We start from the raw sequence: 19473 nt of genomic DNA on the forward strand, positions 1-19473 counted from the left end.
GAAAGCAGTAGCAAATGGGGTGAAAAAACAAATTCCATTTCGCATCTCGCGACAAATATGATCCCGTCAATGAAGGATATAGAAAAGGTAATCTTATACCCCTATTCAGCCGATTGGATGAAATTAGATATTGGCGTAATAAATCGCGATATGGTCAATCCAGATATCAACCAGTTTGAGTCAACAGGCCTACCGCATACAATGAATATGATCGCCGTTGGAGAAGAAAAGTCGTATCATCGCTTGACATGTAACATGTATTTGCTCAGAGCGCTGGCTCACTATTGGCGGTCCAGCGACCAGTATGGGTATTTGGAACAGATGATGAGAATAGCTGAGCACCTTAGTCGCCGCAGAGATTTGCGCGGCGCTGCGAAATGGTTACTGCTAATGTTGCGAACAATGAAACTGCACATTTGGAGATCTCCCGACTCAAAAATAACCGTGTCGCCAGATTTCCAAAGTTCAGTAAGAGCAAAAATATACGAATACCTGGGTGATATATATGTTGCCACGAGCGGCACAATATTATTCAGCGAGGATGAGCTATCTGCTAAAGAATCTGCAAATCAGGAAAAAGACATCTGGACTAAAATATTACCTCTTATGCGGATTTCGAAAATATCGAGCGGGGCGACCGGAGGCGCCAATACAGAAAATGCAAATGACGAAAGCGTCACCTATGATACGATCGATGACAGAGAGGATGAGTTTTTCTACACTCTCTCGGGAGCATACTATTTGCGAAATCATCAATCTCTGAGGGCGTGCGATGTCTTTCTAAAGAAAATCTCGGTGCGGCAGAGAAGAATGTTTAAGACACTTTTTCGTCTAAAACAAAATAACATAAAGCAACAAGATGGAGAAAAGGTCCGCATGCGACTAGAGGCGGTGCGCTCATGGTGCAATATTTGGAATGGCGTTGAAAAGGCGATTCATATTCTTGTTTTCTCGGACGAAGATGATGGACTTCATTCTTCACCAGCCGTTAATATTCGAGACAGAAGACGATATGGGGCGCTTCTGACTAAAATAGGTACGACTGTTCTCGCCGCTGCGAATTTTGCGGATCAATTTCGTTGGGATCAAAAGATTACCGACGCCGAAAAGGAACAATTCATTCAAACGCGCATCAAGCCCTTTGAAGGAGACCATAACAGCGATCCGGGCAATAAAGTCAAAATCGATCAATTGAAAATTGCAATAAAAGGAAATTTGGACGTTAACAAGAGCTTTAGGCAGATTGACAGAGTATTTTCGCTTATCATGGATAACGAGTATTTGAGACATCGATCTCAACGCAGTGAAGGCGCGCTGCTGAATTATGAAAGAACTAATCCTTTGATTTTCGAGTTAGGGGTAAATAGCTCTCTTAGGCGAAATTCACTGTCCGTGTGGCGGAAACTCCGAAAGATGGCATCAAAGCATGAGAACTTAGAAGCGAAGGACAACGACAATCCGCTTGTAGAAATGTTAAAGAGAAGTCGTGTAAACGGAAGCGAGTTTCTTCTGGGGCTTTTAGCGGAAGCGGTGGAATCAGCAAAAATAAAAGAAATCAAGTCGAAGAAGAATCGAGTCGAATTCGAAGAAGACTTTAGGGGTATAAGTCGTACAGTTCATTATTTGCGAGTTGCCGAAATATCGTTACTTGGGGCATTTTTGTCGATGAATGATAACATGAATGATTTGGAAGCTGCGACAGCAGCAAGGTCGTTTGGTTGTTTGTATCTTAGGTCTATCGAGCTCGTCTTGGAAACTCGCAAAATGGTATATGAGTATTTGAATGTCGACGACGCATTACGGTTAGACATAGCGCTGGCTTTGACGTACGAGATGTTTCATGTTGCGGCGAAGAGGTACATTTACCATGCGATTAGCATATTCAAAAATGAAAAGAGAGCAGAAAGAAGAATTCATCAGGAATTCGGACAAGTTTATGCTGCTTTGGGAGATTTGCTCGTCATTCGGGCGGAAGCTGTTGAAGCGGGGAAGTGGAAATGTTCAAATCCTGGGGAAGGAGGTTATTGTAATGTCGGTTTACCTGATAGAGAAACTAGAATTATCGGACTAACTTATCGTTGGCCGGCGCTTGCGAACCTTCCAGGCGTGGCGAATGCTTTAGAAAGCGAGTCTGAAATTCGTCTCCAAGCTGAGTCCGCATATCGGAACGTGCTTGAGCAATTTTTGAGCGAAACGGAAAATTATATAAAGCGTTACCGGTTTCCGAACGAATTGTTTTATTTACATCGCGATATTATGGATCGCGAGACGCACTACGAGATTTGTGTGAATGTGGCAAATCGACACTGGGACTACAGTTCGCAAAACAAGAAACGACTTGACGGAAGTAAAGCCGCTGAGCATCTGCGCGACAACGAATATCGGATAATTATGGCGCTTCAGGAACCGAATGCCGACGGGTTGGATCGGCAGATATGGCTGACCGGGATTGAGAGGGTGTTGAAATATGTTAACGTGGTTCGCGTGGGTGCAAGCTACCTTCTGATCGATAGAAATGCGAAAGGGAAAATGCAAATAAAGTTGAAAAGGGAGTCGATTGAAGAGCAGTCTGATCGAGCTGATGACAATTTGGCCGAATTGAAAAGATTCTTTCGGTCCTATGACGATGGTCTGCCTGGAGTGTATTTGGACGGGTCTGAAAGCGGCGCGAGTAACGGAGAGCGAGAAATCGAAAAAGATGGAACTCAAAACGTAGTGGATGAGAAACAACATAGTTACTTCGAGTAGTTGTGGCTCTAAAAAGCGCTCGTCTCGGCACTTTTCAGGCCGCGATCACCGTGCCTTATTTCCCCGCAGCGCCTTTTACGCAACAGTGTGCCGGTTGATCGCCCCCCTCACCTCCCCTCACGCCTCCGCGGCCCGCCCCGACTTCCCGCGCCACTTCGCGCTCCAGCGCGTCGCGATCACGACGCTGCGCCACAGCCACAGGCCGTCGAGCGCGAGGCCGATCGGCACGCCGAAGAACCACTTAGGGTCCATCGAGGCCATCATGTAGATGTTGCCGAACAGGAACGGAAAACCCTTGTCGAGGACGAGGGCGATCTGCGCGAGGCCGATGAGCGCGGCGCAGACGATCCACGCGGTGCGGGCATCGCCCGCCGTGCCGCGAAGCGCGAGCACGGCGGACGCGACGAGCGGCGGCGCGATTAGGATGGCCGCGAGTTGAAGCAGGCTGGGGAGCAGGTAGCGAAACAGCATGTCAGGCCGGAAAGAGGTCGTCGGTCTCGACCTCCTCCATTTCGCATTTGGCGAGATGCTCGAAGACGGTGACGAAGCGCCAGTACACGTCGTAGACCGACGTGTGCCCATCGAGCAGATCGTGCAGCGACGTGATCGGCTGGTTGATGTTTCCGCACGGGACGATGTGGGCGAAGGGCTTGAGATCGTTGCGCACGTTGAGCGCGAAGCCGTGCGTGGTCACGTTGTCCTGCGCGTTGAGGCCGATGAACCCGATCTTCGCGTTGTTGACGTAGATGCCCGGCTCGTCCGCGGAGTAGTGCGCCGAGAGGTCGTAGGTTCCGAGCACCTCGACAATCGTTTTCGCGACGAGTTCCACGAACAGCTTCGGACGCAGTTTGTTCCGCTTGAGATCGAAGATGAGATAGCCGACGAGCTGGCCGGGGTTGTGCAGCGTCGTCTTGCCGCCGCGATCCGCCTTCACGAGATCGAATCCCGCGCGCTCGATGTGCTCCGCCGCCGAAATCAGCCCGCTGCCGTCGGGTTCGTTTTTGCCCTGCGTGATGACATTGGGGTGTTCGAGAAAGAGCAGGTACTCGGACTCGCGCCCGCCGACGATATCGGCCTTCAGGCTCGCCATCAGGTCGTAGGCCTGCGCGTAGGGCGTCACTCCGAGCCAGCTCCATTTGACTTTCAATTCCGCTCCCCGAGCGCGCGGTATCGCCCGCGCGAGTCGTTCCACCGGATCCGCAACAGATCGAGGAACATGCGCGAGGAATCCCAGAGCGGGTTGACGCGGCTCTTGGCCGAGTTTTGCCAGACGATGGGAACCTCGCGGATCTGATATCCGAGTTTGCGCGCGATGAAAAGCAACTCGACGTCGAACGCGAAGCCCGCGAGGCGCTGGAGCGCGCAGATGCGCCGCGCGGCCTCGCGCCGGAACGCCTTGAAGCCGCACTGCGTGTCGATCACGCCGCGCATCACGAACGCCTGCACGAAGACGTTGAACACGCGACCCATGTTTTCGCGATACCACGGTTGACGCACGCGGATGTCGGAGTCGGGCAGGGCGCGGCTGCCGATCACGATGTCGGCGCCGGCATCGAAGTGGGGCCGGAACTTTTCGATCTCCTCGATGGGCGTCGAGGAATCGGCGTCGAAGAACAGGACGATCTCGCCGCGCGCGAGTTCGATCCCGCGTCGCACCGCGTCGCCCTTGCCCCGGTTTTGCTCGTCATGCTCGACGCGCAGCAGCGGCCAGTCGATTCCCTTCGCTCGCGCCACCGACGACGTGTCGTCGCGGCTGCCGTCGTCGATGACCAAGACCTCGATCGCGTCGTTCGATCGCGCGGCGTAGGCGCGGATCGCGTCGAGCGTCGCGGGTAGGCGCTCGGCCTCGTTGTAGGCCGGGATCACGACCGAAAGGCGAATGGGCTGGTCTGATTCCGAGGTCAAGCCGTCTTCTGTCCACATCCCGGGCAAAACTTCGCGCCGGCGGGAATCGCCGCTCCGCACTGCGTGCAAAATGCGGACTTCGGAATTTTCGCGCCGCACTGCGCGCAGAAATTCGCGCCCGCGGGGCTGGGCGCCTGGCACGCGGGGCACGCGACCGTCGGCCCGGAAGCCGGCGCTGCCTGCGCGGGTGCAGCCACCGGCGGATTTATCGCGCCGCTCAATGACTTCGCCATCTCGACGCCCAGCGCGAGCGCGACGCCCGCGCCCGCCAGTCCGCCGCCTCCCGGGTTCGACGCGGCGGCGCCGAGAGCTTCGGCGGCCTTGTACTGCGTGTAGCGGTTCATGTCGCCCAGCGCCGCCATGCCCGCGCGCTCGTCGATCTTCTTCTGAACTTCCTCGGGCGGCGTGACCGCGTTGATGTAGAAGTCCACCAGTTCCAGGCCGAGCTTCTCGAAATCGACCTTCGTGCGCACCTTCGCGGCGGCCGAGATTTCGTCATAGAGCGAGGCGAGGTCGAAGATCGACTTCATGTTCTCGCCGAGCACGTCGGCGAGCCGGGCGATGATCGCGTCCTTCAGAAACTCGACGATGTCCGCGGTGGTGAATCGCGAGCGCTGCGCGACGACGGTGTTCACGAACAGGCCGGGGTCGGCGACGCGCAGGCTCGACGAGCCGAACGCCCGCACGCGCACGAGCCCGAGTTCGGCGTCGCGCATGGGCACCGGCGAACGCGTGCCCCATTTCACGTCGGTGACGAGCCGGGTGGAAATGAAAACGACCTCGGTGTGAAACGGCGTCGCGCCCCCGAACACCTTGCCCAGGAGCCGCCCGACGAGGGGAAGGTTCAGCGTCGACAGGGTGTGTCGGCCGGGCCCGAAGAGGTCGAGCGCCTGGCCGTCGCGCATGAATACCGCGGCCTGCGCCTCGCGCACCACGAGCTGCGCGCCGAGGCGGATGCCGGTCGCTTGCGGGGGAACGAAGCGGAAGACCAGATCGTCCGCGGACTGCGTCGCCCATTCGATGAGGTCGAGAATTGCCATGGTGTCGATCCAGCTTCGTCGTCAGGTCAGGGTGGTCCAGAGCCGTTTGCGAGCGGCGACGAGCCGGTCGAGCACGGCGACGTTGTCGCGCAGGGCGGCCACGCGCGCCGCGGCGTCCTGCTCGCCCGAGTCGGGCGGCGCGGTCGCCTTTTCGATCTGCTCCAACAACTCGCGGTCGTGCGCGATGATCGCCTCGAGTTTTTCGCGCGTCACGCCGCTCGTGGCGACATGACCGCCCATTCCCGCGGTCGCGGCGCGCAACGAGCCCGCCAACGCATCGAGCTTGCCGCCCAGCGCGTCGAGGTCGTCGAGCCACGAGAGTCCGCCGAAATTGAGCAGATCCGCCTTCACGCCGTCGATGTGGCGACGCAGTTCGACGATCCGATCAGCCGCCGCCTCGCGAATCAGGCGGTCCTGATCGCGAAGCCCCTGCCGACCGCGATATTCGGCGAGCCCGGGGATCTTCGCCGCGAGCCACTCGAATTTGTCCCGCACGGCCTGCGAGACGTCTTCATCCCAGTCAGGTGTCATTGCACAGCCTGCTTGTCATCACGCCACCCGCTCCATCGATTCCGAATATTCAAATCGCCACGTCGCATAACACGAATCGCCGCGCCGCTCAAACACGACAGGTTCTGCCACCTAACGGGCGGCGTCCTCGGGGCCGACATGCAACTCGAAGCGCGAAGGCGCGTCGCCCAGCGCCGGCCAGACGAAGTCGATGGCGAGGTGAACGCGCGCGGGGGATGCCGATCCGCCCTCCGCGACGTGAACCGAAACCGTGCGAATGCCGCCGACGACCTCGGCGGGCAAATGCATCGTCGGCGCGTTCATCATGCTCGGTTTCGCGCCTTCGCCGGCGGACGCGTCGGCTCCATCGCCCGACCACGACGCGTCGGGACCATCGGCGGTTTTCGTCAGAATGACGTCGCGGACCTTCCCGTCCGGCGTCGCGAGACGCACGGCGAAATCCGTCGCGCGGCGGGAGCGGCGTTCGAGCGCCCAGACGTAAAGGGCGTGGCCGTCGGCGGCGAGCTCGGCCGCGCGCGCGTCGTCGACGCTTCCATTCGGAGACGTCGTCCCCACCGGTGACGATACGCCGGGGGTTGCGGCGAAGGGCCGCGCATCGCCGTCGCCGCGGTACGCCTTCGCGCCGCGCGCGAGCACGCGAATGCCTCCGGCGGGTTGGACGGCGTAACGCGTCGCGCTCACGAGCCGATAAACGTCGCGTCGCCCCGCGATCGACGCTTCGGCGCGGATCTCGACGTCGCACGTGAAGGCATCGCCGGTCGGTTGGGCGAGATGCGACGTCGGTTGTTCGGTGCGCGCGCAGGCGCACAGCCCGGCGAGGAGGACGACGACGAAACACCAACGGCGAATCCAACGCATGACCGGTCGTTTAGCGCATTTCGCATTCGCGTGCGAGAGCCCGCGCACCGACTCGCTCGACAAGTCGAAGCGCCGCGGGTATGAAACTTCTTTCCCGACGCGCGGAGATCGCTTTGAGCCCGGCCGACGACTTCGAGCCCGTGCATGCCACCGCCCCCGCGGCGTTTGCCGCGCGCGTGCGCGAATTCGGCGATCGCGTGGCGCTGCGGCGCAAGGAATTCGGCCTGTGGCGGGAATTCACCTGGCGCGACTACGACCGCCAGGTGCGCGCGTGCTTCCACGGTCTCGCCGCGCTGGGCGCGCGCGAACGCGAGTGCGTGGCGCTGATTGCCGAAAACCGGCCCGAATGGCTGTTCATCGACCTAGCCGTGCTGCACCTTCGCGGCATCACCGCGGCGATCTACGTGACGAGCGCCGCGGATCAGGTCGAGTACATCGTCGATCACTGCGAAGCGCGATTCTTCTTCGTCGAAAACGAGGAACAGCTCGACAAGTGGTATGAGTTCCGCGCCCGCGCGCCGCGCGTCGAAAAGGTCATTGTGCTCGACCGCGAAGGGCTGCGGCACGTCACCGACTCGCAGGTGATGTTCTTTGACGACTTCCTCGAACTCGGCCGCGCGCACGAGGCGCAACATCCCGAGCTGTTCGGCCGTGCGTCGGAGAGTGTGGAGCCCGGCGACACGGCGATCATCGTCTACACGTCCGGCACGACCGGGCCGCCCAAGGGCGCGATGCTCACGCACCACAATCTCATGTGGACGTGCGCGTCGCTCGGTCGCGCGAACCCCATCCATGCGGGCGACGAGGTGCTCTCGTTCCTGCCGCTGTGCCACATCGCCGAACGCGTGATGAGCACATTCAATCAGCTTTCGTTCGGGTACACGGTGAACTTTGCCGAGCGGCTCGACACGGTGCCGCAGAACCTGCGCGAGATCTCGCCGACGGTGTTTTTCGCGGTGCCCCGCATCTGGGAAAAGTTCCACTCGCGGGTGAAGATCGGCATGCGCGAGGCCGCGTGGTTCAATCGCATCGCCTACGGGATCGCCCTGCGCGCGGGACGGCGGCACGCCGAAGCCGTCCTGAAAAACGGTGGCGCATCGGTGGGCGTTCGGCTTGCTTTCGCCCTCGCGCACGTCGCCGTGTTTCATCCGCTCAAAAAACGCCTCGGCCTCGAACGCGTGCGTTTCGCGCTGTCGGGCGCGGCGCCGATCTCGCCGGAGGTACTCGCGTTTTTCCACGCGATGGGGCTTTGGGTGCGAGAGGTGTACGGCCAGACGGAGGGTTCGGGCCCGGCGACGATCCACTATGCGGACCGCATCAAGCCCGGCACGGTGGGACGGCCGATTCCCGGCTGCGACGTGAAGATCGCACCCGACGGCGAGATTTTGGTTCGGGGCGGCAACGTCTTCGCGGGCTACTACAAGAATCCGCAGGCGACGCGCGACGCGTTGGCGGACGGCTGGCTCGCGAGCGGCGACGTGGGCGAATTCGACGACGAGGGATTCCTGCGCATCACCGACCGCAAGAAAGACATCATCATCAACAGCGCCGGCAAGAACATCGCGCCGCAGAACATCGAGAACCGGCTGAAGGCGAGCCCGTACATTCAGGATGCCGTGGCGATCGGTGACCGCCGACCCTACGTCACCGCGCTCGTCCTCATCGACGAGGAGCACGTCGTGAAATTCGCGCAGGACGAGCGCATTCCGTTTACGACCTACGCCAGCCTCGCGCGGCACGAGCGAATCCGCGACCTGATTCAGACGGAGGTCGACGAGGTGAATCGCCATCTGGCGCGCGTCGAGCAGATCAAGACCTTCGCGATCCTCGACAAACGGCTCGATCAGGAGGACGGCGAACTGACGCCGACCATGAAAGTGAAACGCAAGAAGATCAACGAGATTTACCGCGACGTGATCGAGGCGCTCTACCGATGACGGCCCAGCGAAAGAAGATCGAGGTCACGGACGAGACGGGCGATTTCGAGACGACGAAGTCGAAAGGGCGCGTGCGCCTGCTCGTCGAAGCGCTCGTCGTGTGCGCCATCATCGCCGTCGTGTACTTCAGTGACCGCGACGTCTCCGGTCCGCCTCGGCAGTCGGGCTTGCCGGTCGCGGGCTCGCCGGTTGCGGCCACGCCGATTCCGCTGAATGGTCAAGCCGAGCCGGTGGTCGGCACCGGCGGCGAAGACCCGATGATCGCGATCCCCGGCGGGGCGTTTCGCATGGGGTGCGTGGAGGGCGACGCGCAGTGCGACGCGCACGAGCGGCCGGCCCACGATGTGAGTCTCCCGGCGTTCGAACTGGATCTGCACGAAGTCTCGGTCGCGGCGTATCGGGAGTGCGTTCGCGCCGGAGTGTGCGCGATTCCGAGCATCAACGCCGAGAAAGAAGCGGAGCGGTACTACAACTGGGGCAAGGACGACCGCGACGCGCATCCGGTCAACGGCGTGAGCTGGTACGAAGCCGAGAGCTATTGCCGTTGGAAGGGCAAACGCCTGCCGACCGAGGCTGAGTTCGAGTACGCATTGCGAGCGGGCCGGGCGACCAAGTGGCCCTGGGGCGAAACCGACGACGCACCGCCAGAGGGCTTCGGCAACTACGCCGACACGTCGGCCAAACAGGTCTTTACCTCGTGGGAAATCTACGAGACCTACACCGACGGCCACGTCGGCACCGCGCCGGTCTGTTCGTTCGTGAGAAACGCCTTCGGTCTGTGCGACGTGAGCGGCAACATCTACGAGTGGACGGCGGACTGGTACGACGCCGACGCGTATTCGAAGTCGACGATGGAGGATCCACGCGGCGCGCTCTCGGGCGGCGAGCGCGTGATTCGCGGCGGCTCATGGGACGCGTTCCGCACCGGCCAGCGCTCGTCGTACCGGTTCCGCACGACCCCCGTGGCGCGCAGCAATTCCTATGGATTCCGCTGCGCGCGTTCCGCGTCGTGAAGAGGACTCACGCGTAGCGCGAAAAATTGGCCGCGATGTGGCGCGCCGCACGATGCGCGAACGCGAAGATGGTGATCTGCGGATTGACGCCCAGCGGAGAGGGCATCACCGATCCGTCGATGACGAAGAGTCCCTCGGCGTCATGCACCTTGCCCCAGGAATCGACGACGCTTCTTGACGGATCTCCACCCATTCGGCAGGTGCCCAGGGGGTGGAACGCCATCATCTCGAAGTCGGACGCGCGCGGTTTGCGGCGCGCGATTTCGTCGATCTGATTCAGGCCGATCTCCTTCATCGGTCCGATCTTCGGATACAGGCGCTTCGCGCCCGCCGCCGCGTAGATGCGGCACAGGATGACTGCGGCGCGCAGCATGCGCTCGGCGTCGAGCCGGTTCATCTGGTAGAGCATAATCGGGCGCTTGCGCGCGTAGATGACGCGCCCGCGCGACGTGTCGCTGATCATCGCGCCGTACATCGACATGCGTGAGTAGTTCATCATGAAATTTTTGAGCGCCGGTCCCGTTTCCGGAAACGTGACCGCGCCGACCGAGGGCGGCACGAAGATGCCCTCGAACATGATGCCGTCCTTGGCGAAGTCGTCGATATAGCTGCCCTGCGGCACGCCGACCCAGCCGCGCACCTCTTCGTCCATCAGCGCCGCCACGCGCGCCGCGGGGTGGATCGTGAGGTTTCTGCCCACCTCGCCCGACGACAGCCCCACGCGGTTTTTCAGCAGGAACGCCGGCGACGAAATCGTCCCCGCCGCGAGCACCACGAGTTTCGCGCGAACGCGGAACCGCCGACTCGTGGGCTGCCCGAGCGCGTCGCACAGCCGCCCCTCGACGCCCTCGGCGCGACGACCGCGCAGGAGCAGCCGTTCGATCCGCGTCCGCGTATAGACGCGCCCTCCGCGTCCGACGAAATGGGGGATGTACGCGGCGTCGGGCGATTGTTTGCCCCCGTCCACGCACCCAAAGGTGCAGGTGCCGCAGCCCTTGCAATCGCGGCCGTTGTGACGCAGCGGGCGGAAGTTGAGCCCGAGCGCCTTCGCGCCGCGCTCCACGATGAACGCATTTTGGCCGAGGATCTCGCGGGGCAGTTCGTGCACCGACAGGCGACGCTCGACCTCGTCGAAGACCGGCGCCATCTCTTCGGGGCTCATCGCCTCGACGCCGTGCAAGAGCGCCCAGTTGCGTAAAACATGATCGGGCGTGCGAAAGCACGTGCCCGAGTTGATATGCGCCGTGCCGCCCACGACCCTGCCGAGGGGGATGATGATCGGGGGATGGCCGAGCGCGATCGTGCCCCCGGAGTCTCGGTAGAGCTTTCGGGACATGTCGGGGAAGCTGCCGTTGTAGTCCGACTCGTCGAACCAACCCCCTTCTTCGCAGACGATCACGTCGAGCCCAGCCGCGCCGAGCAGATCGGCGGTCGCCGCGCCGCCCGGACCCGAGCCGATGACGACCACGTCGGCGCGCTCGTCCACGTCCGTCGCGATGCGATCGCCGTGGAACAGCCGTTCGCGCACCTCGCGCTTGGAGAGCGTCATAAAGGCTTCCGATCGAGCGTGGCGGGGTCGAACACGCACGGGGCCTCGATTCCGAGTGCGCGTTCCACGACGGGTTCCGAGTAGTACTGCAAGTAGATTACGAGCTTGAGCATCTGCGCGATCTGGCGAAACGCCGACAGTGCGCTTTTTTCGCAGCGATCCAGCACGCGCAGACGCCGCTCGACGGAAAGGCGCGAAAACCGCGAAAATTCGCCGATGAGCACGGGCAACCACTCGAAGAACCACGCGAGGGCGACAAAGCCCCGACGCACGTCGGGAGCCTGCGTGCGGAGGTGTTCGATCGCGCGGTCCACGGATCGCGCCTCGACGTGTCCGATGGGCACCGCGCCGCCGTCGCCGATGATCGCCTCGGCCAGCGCATTCAGAACTCGCCTCAAGGACGTCGCTCCCGTCGGTGGAAAGTGTCGGAATCCGGCCGAGGGCGACCGGGCCGCATTTCAACTCAACTCAGCTGAAAATGGAGAAGAAACGTAACCCACGGACAGCCCCGAACGCAAGGGGCTCGCTCCGATTCGCGGTCGTTCGCGCCACCGGGGCCGGCGAGGGGCCGTTTCCCCGAAAGTCGGAAATCGACTCCACACGGCCGCGAACGTAACTCAATGAAATAGCGTGTCTTTTTAGACGGGAACCGGGGTGCGTGGCCCGGTGTCAAACCCCGTTTCCCACCGTGACGTTTGCTTGACATCCCCCCTCAAATCCCTTAAAGACCTGCGGTAATTCTCGCTCGACTGCGTCCATCTGCCAACGTAGAGCCGAAACGACAGCCGAGTGGACCTTTGGTGACCGAGCCTCGTGACCACCCCGAGAAAGGACTCCGAGATGAAATTACGGGTCGTCTTTCTGACCTGTTTGGCCTTTTCCACGGCTTTCATCTTCGCGTCCCTGGCGATTCCCGCCTTTGCCCAGGACGAGGGCAAGGACGACGGTGACGACAAGGACGAGGAAGAAGAAGACGAGTGGGGGGAGGCCCGGATCGACCATGCGCTGAACGCGGGGTGGGAGTACCCGTCCGATTACGTGCAGCGCCCGCTGGTCTTCCCGAAGCACGTCTCCGAACTCGGGATGAGCTTCGACTACAAGAATGCCCGTCATTACTACGATGAGGACGGGACGCTGGTCGAGGGCAGCTTCAAGTCGAAGAAGCAGGTCCTCAACCTGAACGCGGGGATCGGCTTCACGGATCGCTGGTCGGTGCGCGTCAATTTCCCGCTCGTGTGGAAGAAGACCAAAATCACCAGCCAGGAGAACCAGAACTACCGCCGGGGCCGCGACAACACCTACGGCTTCCTCGCCGAGGAGGCCACGGTGGACTACCTGGACAACCACGAGCTGTGGAAGCTTTGGGAAGCCGACCTGCCCACGCTGGGCGACGTCGAAGTCTGGATGGGGTATTCTCCCTTCCGTCCCAAGACACTGGAAAAGGACCAGAAGACCTCCACGAGCTGGATCTTCGAGACGGTCTACAAGGCCCCGACGGGCAACGACAACCCGCGTCGCGGCGCCCACGTTCGCAGCTACCTGACCGACGGCAACCCGAATTTCTACCTCGGCACCGCCGTCAAGCAGTACCTCTACTTCATGTCGGCGGCCGTGCACGCCGGTTACAACTGGCGCATGCCGGCGAGCGTCAAGTACCTCGCGGGCGAGGTCGACTACGCCGACGAGATCAAGGTGGACGGCGAACTGGCGTTCCAGCTTCCCAAGAAGGGGGCCGGTGAGCCGTTCAACCCGTTCGCGCTCGTCATCGGCGGTCACTACATGACGCGCGTGACCGACAGTGAAATCAAGGACAACAACGGAAACACGGAAGTCGTCGAGGACACGCCCGGCTTCATGGCGAGCGTGGAGCCCAAGCTGGTGTACCACGGCTATACGGGCTTTTTTGAGTGGTTCTCGGGCGACCTCTACTTCTCCGCGGACATTCCCGTGGCCGGCCAGCGCAGCTTCTTCGTCGAGTCCCGGTCCCTCGCGCTGCCGCCGTTCGACGTCGAGTCCTACGAAGGCGTCGGCATCACCTACACCCTCGGACTCATCAAGAGGTGGGAGTGATGGGGGGTATGACGATGAAGCGGTCGGGCGGACGGACTTTGACGGAACGGACGGGATCGAGCCGAACCATGAAGACGACGGGAAAATTGACGTTGGGGGTCCTGGCGGCGGCGGTGATGCTGGCCGGCCTTGCCGGACCGGCACACGCGACGTTCATCCTCTTTGACGAAGGCGTCAACCACCCCGAACTCGACTGGAAGTTCGTGGAGACCGAGCACTTCGTCATTTACTACTACCCCGAGGTCGAGACGACCGCCCGCGCGATGTACAAGATCGCCGAGGACGTCTACGAGAGCGACTCCAAGCTCTTCAACTTCAACCTTCGCAAGAAGGTCAACATCGTCATCATCGACACCGAGGACTACTCCAACGGGTGGGCCGCGAACAATTTCGACTGGGTGACGATCTGGGCGAGCAACCTCTACTACCCCCACCGCGGAAGGACGAACTGGCTGCGCGACGTGTTCTCGCACGAGTTCGGCCACATCATCTCGCTCAAATCGGCCAGCCGGTTCCGCGAGAGCATGGTCGGCGTTCTGGTCGGCGGTTCGCGCACCTCGCGCAAGTTCAACTTCGACGCCGGCGTCGGCGTCATGTTCGGCTCCGAAGCCCTGCCGACCTGGATGGTCGAGGGCGTCGCCCAGTACAACTCCTCGATGTACGGCGGCGACCTCTACGACACGCACCGCGAAATGCTCCTTCGCACCGCGGTCCTCGACGACCACATGCTGACCATGGACCAGATGGACATCATCTACGACAAAAACGGCCTGCAGGCCGAGATGGTGTACAACCAGGGCTACGCGATGAACCTGTTCATCGGCGAGACCTGGGGCCTGGACTACAACACCCGCGTGTGGCACGAGACGGCGCTCGGGGTCTTCTCGACCTACAACCGCGCGATCAAGAAGGAACTGGGCATCGACCGCGAGGTCCTGTACCAGCAGTACAAGTCGTACCTGACGAGCAAGTACAACAAGCAGGTCGCCGGGATCCTGGGCAACGAGGCCAAGGGCTTCAAGATGAAGCCGTGGCACCTCGATCCGCCCGACGCCGAAATGACCGACATCGACAAGTGGAACGAAGGCCTGTGGCACTTCCACGTGCAGTACAGCCCGAACGGCGAATACCTGTCGATGTACTCCCGTCGCTGGCACGGAGCCAAGGACGGCGCGGGCATCTATCTGCAGAAGACCAAGCCCGACGCCGAAAAGCTCAACGACGGCAAAGTCTTCACGGCGATTGCCGGAGCGGTGGGCCTGTACTCCTGGTCGCCGGACTCCAAGAAAATCGTCTACTCCAAGGGCGAGGCCGACGAGTACCGCGGCTACTACTACAACGATCTCTACGTCTATGACGTGGCCGGGAAGAAGAGCGAGCAGATCACTCGGCAGCTTCGCGCCTCGGAACCGGCGTGGAGCCCCAAGAACGACCAGATCGCGTTCATCATCAACAAGGACGGTTCTCAGAAGCTCGCCGTCATGCGTTACCCGAAGATGTCGGGCCACTACATGCTGGTCGACTACAACGACCTGACGCAGATCGGAAACCCGGTCTGGTCGCCCGACGGCTCCAAGCTCATGTTCTTCATGTACCGCAACGAGCAGCAGGACATCTGGGTGATCGACGCCGACGGCCGAAACCTGCGCCCGCTGACGTACGACCACTGGGACGACCGCGATCCGTGCTGGGCCGCCGACGGCAAGAGCATCTTCTTTACGTCCGACCGCACCGGCATCTTCAACATCTACCAGCTCAACCTCGAGACCCGCGAACTCTTCCAGATCACCGACGTCGTCTCCGGCGCGTTCTCGCCGAACGTCAAAGCCGACGGCTCGGTGCTCACGTACTCCTACTTCACGAGCTGGGGCTATCGTCCCTTTGAGATGCCCAAGGAGCTGTGGAAGAACAAGAAGGTCGAGAACTTCGAATTCACGGTCACCGACGCCGAGGTCGAGCGCAACCTCGCCACGTCCGAACCGCTCCCCGAGATCAACGGGGTGGACTACGACGTGTTCGACGGCTTCGCGCAGATTCTGCCCGTCATGAAGGACCATCGCGGGACGTGGGTGTGGGTGCCCATCGTCGATTACTCCGACTCGCGCATTCAGGCCGGCGCGCAGATCCTGCTGGCCGACGCGGTCGATAGCAACCTTCTCTTCCTGTACATCACGGTCGGCGAGGAGCAGCGCTACAGTGTGTTCTACGAGAACTACATGCTGCCCTTCACGACGTTCCTGTCGCTGCACCGGATCTTCCCGCAGATCACGGACAACTTCCAGGTCTTCGACTTCGACATCAAGGCGAACTTCGACGCGAGCTTCTACTTCATCGGCTTCCGCTACACGCTGATGAACACGCACAACCTCGCGCTCTACTACGCGTATCAGGACATCCGCGTCGAACAGCCGAACAACCGCACGCGCCAGATGACGGGCCGCGCTCTGAACCTGGGGTACAGCACCGGCATGGCGGGATCCTCCGGCGGATTCCCCGACGGCGGCATCAACCCGCGCGGCAAATCGCTGGACGTCAACTTCGCCTACGCGAGCCCCGACATCTCCGAACCGTTCACCGGTGTGAAGATGGGCACCGATCTGGCGGACTTCTACTCCGACCCCTCGGTCATCAGCATCAACGAAGCCCGGCACTACCAGGATTCGAACTACCTGCTGCCGGACTACGGCTACTTCCAGGTAATGGCCAACGTCAAGAACTACAAACCCTTCCCGTTCTGGAACCTCAACAAGCTCAACAACTGGTTCCCGATCGACGGTTGGGATTGGGAGAAGCTGAACTTCGAGCGCTGGCGGCGCGCGCGGCACACCCTCGCGCTCAAGGGCATGTTCGGATACACGCACTCGACCGTGCCCGAAGGCTACGGTTACGGCAATTCGTTCGGCCGCGTGAACTTCTACGACCGCTTCCACGGCGGCGGCATGTTCATCACCGGCCTCGGCGCCTTCTCCGACAACGGCGCGTTCCTGGGCTACGAGAACTACTCCCTCGAGGGCGAGACGATGGCGATCGTCGGCTTCGACTATCGCTTCCCGCTCATCCGCGAGATCGACCAGCAGATCTGGGCGTTCTACTTCGACAAGCTCTACTTCGCGTTCTTCGCGAATACCGGAAACTATTGGTCGCATGTGGCGCGTAAGAAGGACATGTTCGACGCGAACAAGGTCTTCGACAAATCCGGTGACGGCAAGTTCTCGGTGAACGACGATCTGGTTTCCGACGCGGGCATCGAGATGCGCCTGTCGATGTTCCTCTTCCAGAATTCGTGGGACAGCTTCTTCAAGATCGCCCACGGGTTCCAGGACAAGGAGAACGACGAGCGTCCGTTGCGGTTCTACGTGGGCCTGGGTACCGGATTCGACGACTAACGGATCGGTCGGGCGCGCGCCGCGCGCCCGCTTGGAGGATAGGACATGCGCGTGAAAAAGTTCGTCCCCTTGGCCATCGCGGCTCTGCTGATGATCGGCGCGGCAGCATGCCAACTCTCGGGCGAGGAAGAATCCGCCACGCTGCCCACGGCGAACTACGACACCTTCAAGATCGTCACCGATCCGGTCGGCGTCGTCCAGGAAAAGGACTTCAACGGCGAGGGCACGGGACGGTTCGGCTATCTTTGGGACAACGATCTCGATGGCGTCGGGGAGAAATTCTATCAGATCAACAAGCCCTACGCGGGCATCATTGGTTTGATGTTCGGCGACGATGGTTTCGCGTCGGGCGGTCAGCCCTTCGCGCTCGCCAAGCTCTATCCCTGGCAGACCGAATACGAAGTGCCCGTCGACACCCTCACCAACTGGGTGCTCGGCAACGCCGCGCTGGGGTATCGCAAGGGCGAGTACGTCGATGAGGACAACACACTCGTCTACATGGACCGCGTGAACGACTCCGAGGAAGAGGCGCTCCTGACCGGCGTGCACGAGACGGCCGATTTTACGTTCTACAACTTCGGCACGGTCGACGCGTCGGCGAAGTCCGCACCGGCCGGCGATCTGGGGACGGACGAAGGCGCTCAGCCTTCCGCCGCGGGCGATCAAGATCCCAAGTGTCCCGATTATCGCGACTTCTGCGACGAAGTCGCCGGGACGTTTACGGGCGGCTGGACGAAGGCCGACTGCGTGAACAATTTGTTCCAGCGCGCGGACGGCAACTTCGGCACCCGGTACAACTCGTGCCTGATGAACGAGTGCAAGAACGCGGGCGACGTCCTCGCCTGCGCGAGCGAATGTCGCGCGCTTCACCTGGAAGACGTCTTCGGCTGTGCCGGTGAAACCGCGCCGGAAGTGGCCGATGTGCTCTACATGGTCGAGTCCGGCGGTCGGCCGAGCTTGGCGGAAAAGGGCATCACCATCACCGGGAGTCAGTCTCTTTCCGTGTACTTCATGTACAAGGATGCCGAATGCAACCTCGGCGGCGGCGAGATGATCGTCACGATCAACGGCGCGGAGACGCGATTCGCCATGCCCGCCGGCGTGGGCTGCAACAGCTTCGACGATCGGGCCCTGTTCGGATTCACGTTCCCGAATCTCGAGAACGGCGATTACGAATTCACGGTCGCCTTCCAGGATGGCATCCTCGACCAGGGCGTTCGGCAGCTCGCATGCAACAAGGTCGGGCCCGCTTACACCGGCTCCTTCGCGGTGGACGGCGTCACGCGAGACTCCAACGCGGCGCTCGGGACCGCAATGTTCCCACTCGACATGTACGAGATCTACGCGGAGAAACTCGACGTCTACAACGTGGGCAAGGGCTTTCTCGACGCGCGGGTCGTGAATCCGTCGTTCCTGATCGACTTCCCCGAGTTCGACGTCGGGTTCATTCAGGGATACATCTGGTCGATCGCGAATACCGAAGACTTCGGCGAGTGGAACTTCCAGGCCCTCAACAACTCGATCTTTACCACGACGCAGAACGACCGCGAAACGAAATTCGACGAGTCGGACGACGTCCAGTCCTACGCGTTCTACATCGACCAGGCGCTGGCGTCGGGTTTGTTCACGTTCTACGGCGATGCCGGCTGGAACCTGTATCCGAAGGGCCCTTCGGGCGACAACGACGATCAGGCCTTCGTACGCGGTGCCTTCGGCGACACGTGGATGTACGTGCCGTTCCAGCCCTTCAACCCGCTTGACCCCAACAAACGCGACACCAAGTACGTGGGCTGCACGTTCGACGCGGAATTCTTGGCGACGAAGGTCTTCGGCGCGTATCCGGATGGCCTCGGCAAGGACAGCTTTGATGGAATGTCTCGCGAGGAATTCACGAACGCGATCCAGGCCAATCCGGTCGCTCCGTGGTCCGCGTGCCGCATTCAGTGCATCAAGGAGACGATGGCCGAACTGAATGGATGCACCGACATGTCGGACTGCGTGGACGCGTGTCCCGATTCGGGAAAGCCGAATCCCGCGGCCCCGGTCAACCTCTGCAACTACTTCGATCCTCTCTACGTGGACGTTACCGTGACGGTCCCGCCGGAATTCGCGGCGAGTGAAACCTTTGCGACGCTCTTCCAGAAGGACGAAGAGGGCGAATGGCCGCTCAAGGTCGGTCTGTACGCGCAGACGAATTCGGGTCAGCAGGGCGTTCCCGGCGGCTTTGTGGACTATGTCCCCGGAAAGACCGCATACCGCATTCCGATGCCGTTCTTCCCGGCGCTTCCGCTGGAGTTCCTGCCGATCAACTCGGCGACCAGCGCGGGCCAGGCACAGATCTATCTCACGCTCTTTGACAAGAACGGCGTTGCGTACGGAACCCCCGACATGCCGGCGGACTCGGGTCACACCGTGCCGTGGACCTATCTGGTGCTC

General features: G+C 61.1%; 14 protein-coding genes. 6 read left to right on the top strand and 8 right to left on the bottom strand.

Annotated features, from left to right (window positions below):
• Positions 1–2748: hypothetical protein (locus tag IT350_17800; GenBank protein ID MCC6159911.1), on the top strand; the 2748-nt coding region annotated here is incomplete at its 5' end.
• Between the two features lie 117 nt (positions 2749–2865).
• Here the strand turns inward: IT350_17800 and IT350_17805 are convergent.
• The 6 genes from IT350_17805 to IT350_17830 form a co-directional block, all read right to left on the bottom strand.
• Positions 2866–3219: a hypothetical protein gene (locus IT350_17805; GenBank protein MCC6159912.1), complete on the bottom strand. Its 354-nt coding sequence runs from the start codon at positions 3217–3219 to the stop codon at positions 2866–2868.
• A gap of 1 nt (position 3220) precedes the next feature.
• Positions 3221–3895, bottom strand: coding sequence for a lipoyl(octanoyl) transferase LipB (gene lipB, locus IT350_17810; protein ID MCC6159913.1), 675 nt, complete (start codon positions 3893–3895; stop codon positions 3221–3223).
• Positions 3892–4671, bottom strand: a complete 780-nt coding sequence (locus IT350_17815; GenBank protein MCC6159914.1) for a glycosyltransferase family 2 protein — start codon at positions 4669–4671, stop codon at positions 3892–3894. Before IT350_17815 ends, lipB begins: the two co-directional genes overlap by 4 nt.
• Positions 4650–5693 (bottom strand): SPFH domain-containing protein, encoded by a 1044-nt coding sequence (locus IT350_17820; GenBank protein MCC6159915.1) that lies wholly within the window; start codon positions 5691–5693, stop codon positions 4650–4652. Before IT350_17820 ends, IT350_17815 begins: the two co-directional genes overlap by 22 nt.
• A 21-nt stretch (positions 5694–5714) precedes the next feature.
• Positions 5715–6224, bottom strand: a complete 510-nt coding sequence (locus IT350_17825; GenBank protein MCC6159916.1) for a hypothetical protein — start codon at positions 6222–6224, stop codon at positions 5715–5717.
• A 111-nt stretch (positions 6225–6335) separates the two neighbouring features.
• Positions 6336–7082 carry a hypothetical protein gene (locus IT350_17830; protein ID MCC6159917.1) on the bottom strand — a complete coding sequence of 249 codons (747 nt, stop codon included), beginning with the start codon at positions 7080–7082 and terminating at the stop codon, positions 6336–6338.
• A gap of 80 nt (positions 7083–7162) precedes the next feature.
• Here IT350_17830 and IT350_17835 point away from each other — a divergent pair, with 80 nt between their 5' ends.
• Together IT350_17835 and IT350_17840 are read left to right on the top strand one after the other, a co-directional pair.
• Positions 7163–9019: an AMP-binding protein gene (locus IT350_17835; GenBank protein ID MCC6159918.1), complete on the top strand. Its 1857-nt coding sequence runs from the start codon at positions 7163–7165 to the stop codon at positions 9017–9019.
• Complete coding sequence (locus IT350_17840) at positions 9016–10032, top strand: SUMF1/EgtB/PvdO family nonheme iron enzyme (protein MCC6159919.1); 1017 nt, start codon at positions 9016–9018, stop codon at positions 10030–10032. Before IT350_17835 ends, IT350_17840 begins: the two co-directional genes overlap by 4 nt.
• A 7-nt stretch (positions 10033–10039) precedes the next feature.
• Here IT350_17840 and IT350_17845 read toward each other — a convergent pair whose 3' ends face one another.
• Both IT350_17845 and IT350_17850 read right to left on the bottom strand, forming a co-directional pair.
• Positions 10040–11581 (bottom strand): GMC family oxidoreductase, encoded by a 1542-nt coding sequence (locus tag IT350_17845; GenBank protein MCC6159920.1) that lies wholly within the window; start codon positions 11579–11581, stop codon positions 10040–10042.
• A complete protein-coding gene (locus tag IT350_17850; GenBank protein MCC6159921.1) occupies positions 11578–11979 on the bottom strand; it encodes a hypothetical protein in 402 nt (133 codons plus the stop codon). Before IT350_17850 ends, IT350_17845 begins: the two co-directional genes overlap by 4 nt.
• Positions 11980–12421: 442 nt before the next feature.
• Between IT350_17850 and IT350_17855 the strand changes: the two genes are divergently transcribed.
• The 3 genes from IT350_17855 to IT350_17865 form a co-directional block, all read left to right on the top strand.
• Positions 12422–13651: a hypothetical protein gene (locus IT350_17855; GenBank protein ID MCC6159922.1), complete on the top strand. Its 1230-nt coding sequence runs from the start codon at positions 12422–12424 to the stop codon at positions 13649–13651.
• A gap of 68 nt (positions 13652–13719) precedes the next feature.
• Positions 13720–17037 (top strand): PD40 domain-containing protein, encoded by a 3318-nt coding sequence (locus tag IT350_17860; protein ID MCC6159923.1) that lies wholly within the window; start codon positions 13720–13722, stop codon positions 17035–17037.
• Between the two features lie 45 nt (positions 17038–17082).
• Positions 17083–19473 (top strand): hypothetical protein (locus IT350_17865; GenBank protein MCC6159924.1); only part of this gene is annotated, 2391 nt, incomplete at its 3' end.

It is taken from the genome of Deltaproteobacteria bacterium (assembly GCA_020845895.1).
In the GTDB taxonomy this organism is placed as follows: domain Bacteria; phylum Lernaellota; class Lernaellaia; order JACKCT01; family JACKCT01; genus JADLEX01.

Bases quoted from the DNA above. Each gene is read 5' to 3' on its own strand.
- IT350_17835 (MCC6159918.1), top strand. From the start codon at position 7,163: ATGAAACTTCTTTCCCGACGCGCGGAGATCGCTTTGAGCCCGGCCGAC.
- IT350_17860 (MCC6159923.1), top strand. From the start codon at position 13,720: ATGAAGACGACGGGAAAATTGACGTTGGGGGTCCTGGCGGCGGCGGTG.
- IT350_17805 (MCC6159912.1), bottom strand. From the start codon at position 3,219: ATGCTGTTTCGCTACCTGCTCCCCAGCCTGCTTCAACTCGCGGCCATC.
- IT350_17825 (MCC6159916.1), bottom strand. From the start codon at position 6,224: ATGACACCTGACTGGGATGAAGACGTCTCGCAGGCCGTGCGGGACAAA.
- IT350_17845 (MCC6159920.1), bottom strand. From the start codon at position 11,581: ATGACGCTCTCCAAGCGCGAGGTGCGCGAACGGCTGTTCCACGGCGAT.
- IT350_17815 (MCC6159914.1), bottom strand. From the start codon at position 4,671: ATGTGGACAGAAGACGGCTTGACCTCGGAATCAGACCAGCCCATTCGC.
- IT350_17855 (MCC6159922.1), top strand. From the start codon at position 12,422: ATGAAATTACGGGTCGTCTTTCTGACCTGTTTGGCCTTTTCCACGGCT.
- IT350_17830 (MCC6159917.1), bottom strand. From the start codon at position 7,082: ATGCGTTGGATTCGCCGTTGGTGTTTCGTCGTCGTCCTCCTCGCCGGG.
- IT350_17820 (MCC6159915.1), bottom strand. From the start codon at position 5,693: ATGGCAATTCTCGACCTCATCGAATGGGCGACGCAGTCCGCGGACGAT.
- IT350_17840 (MCC6159919.1), top strand. From the start codon at position 9,016: ATGACGGCCCAGCGAAAGAAGATCGAGGTCACGGACGAGACGGGCGAT.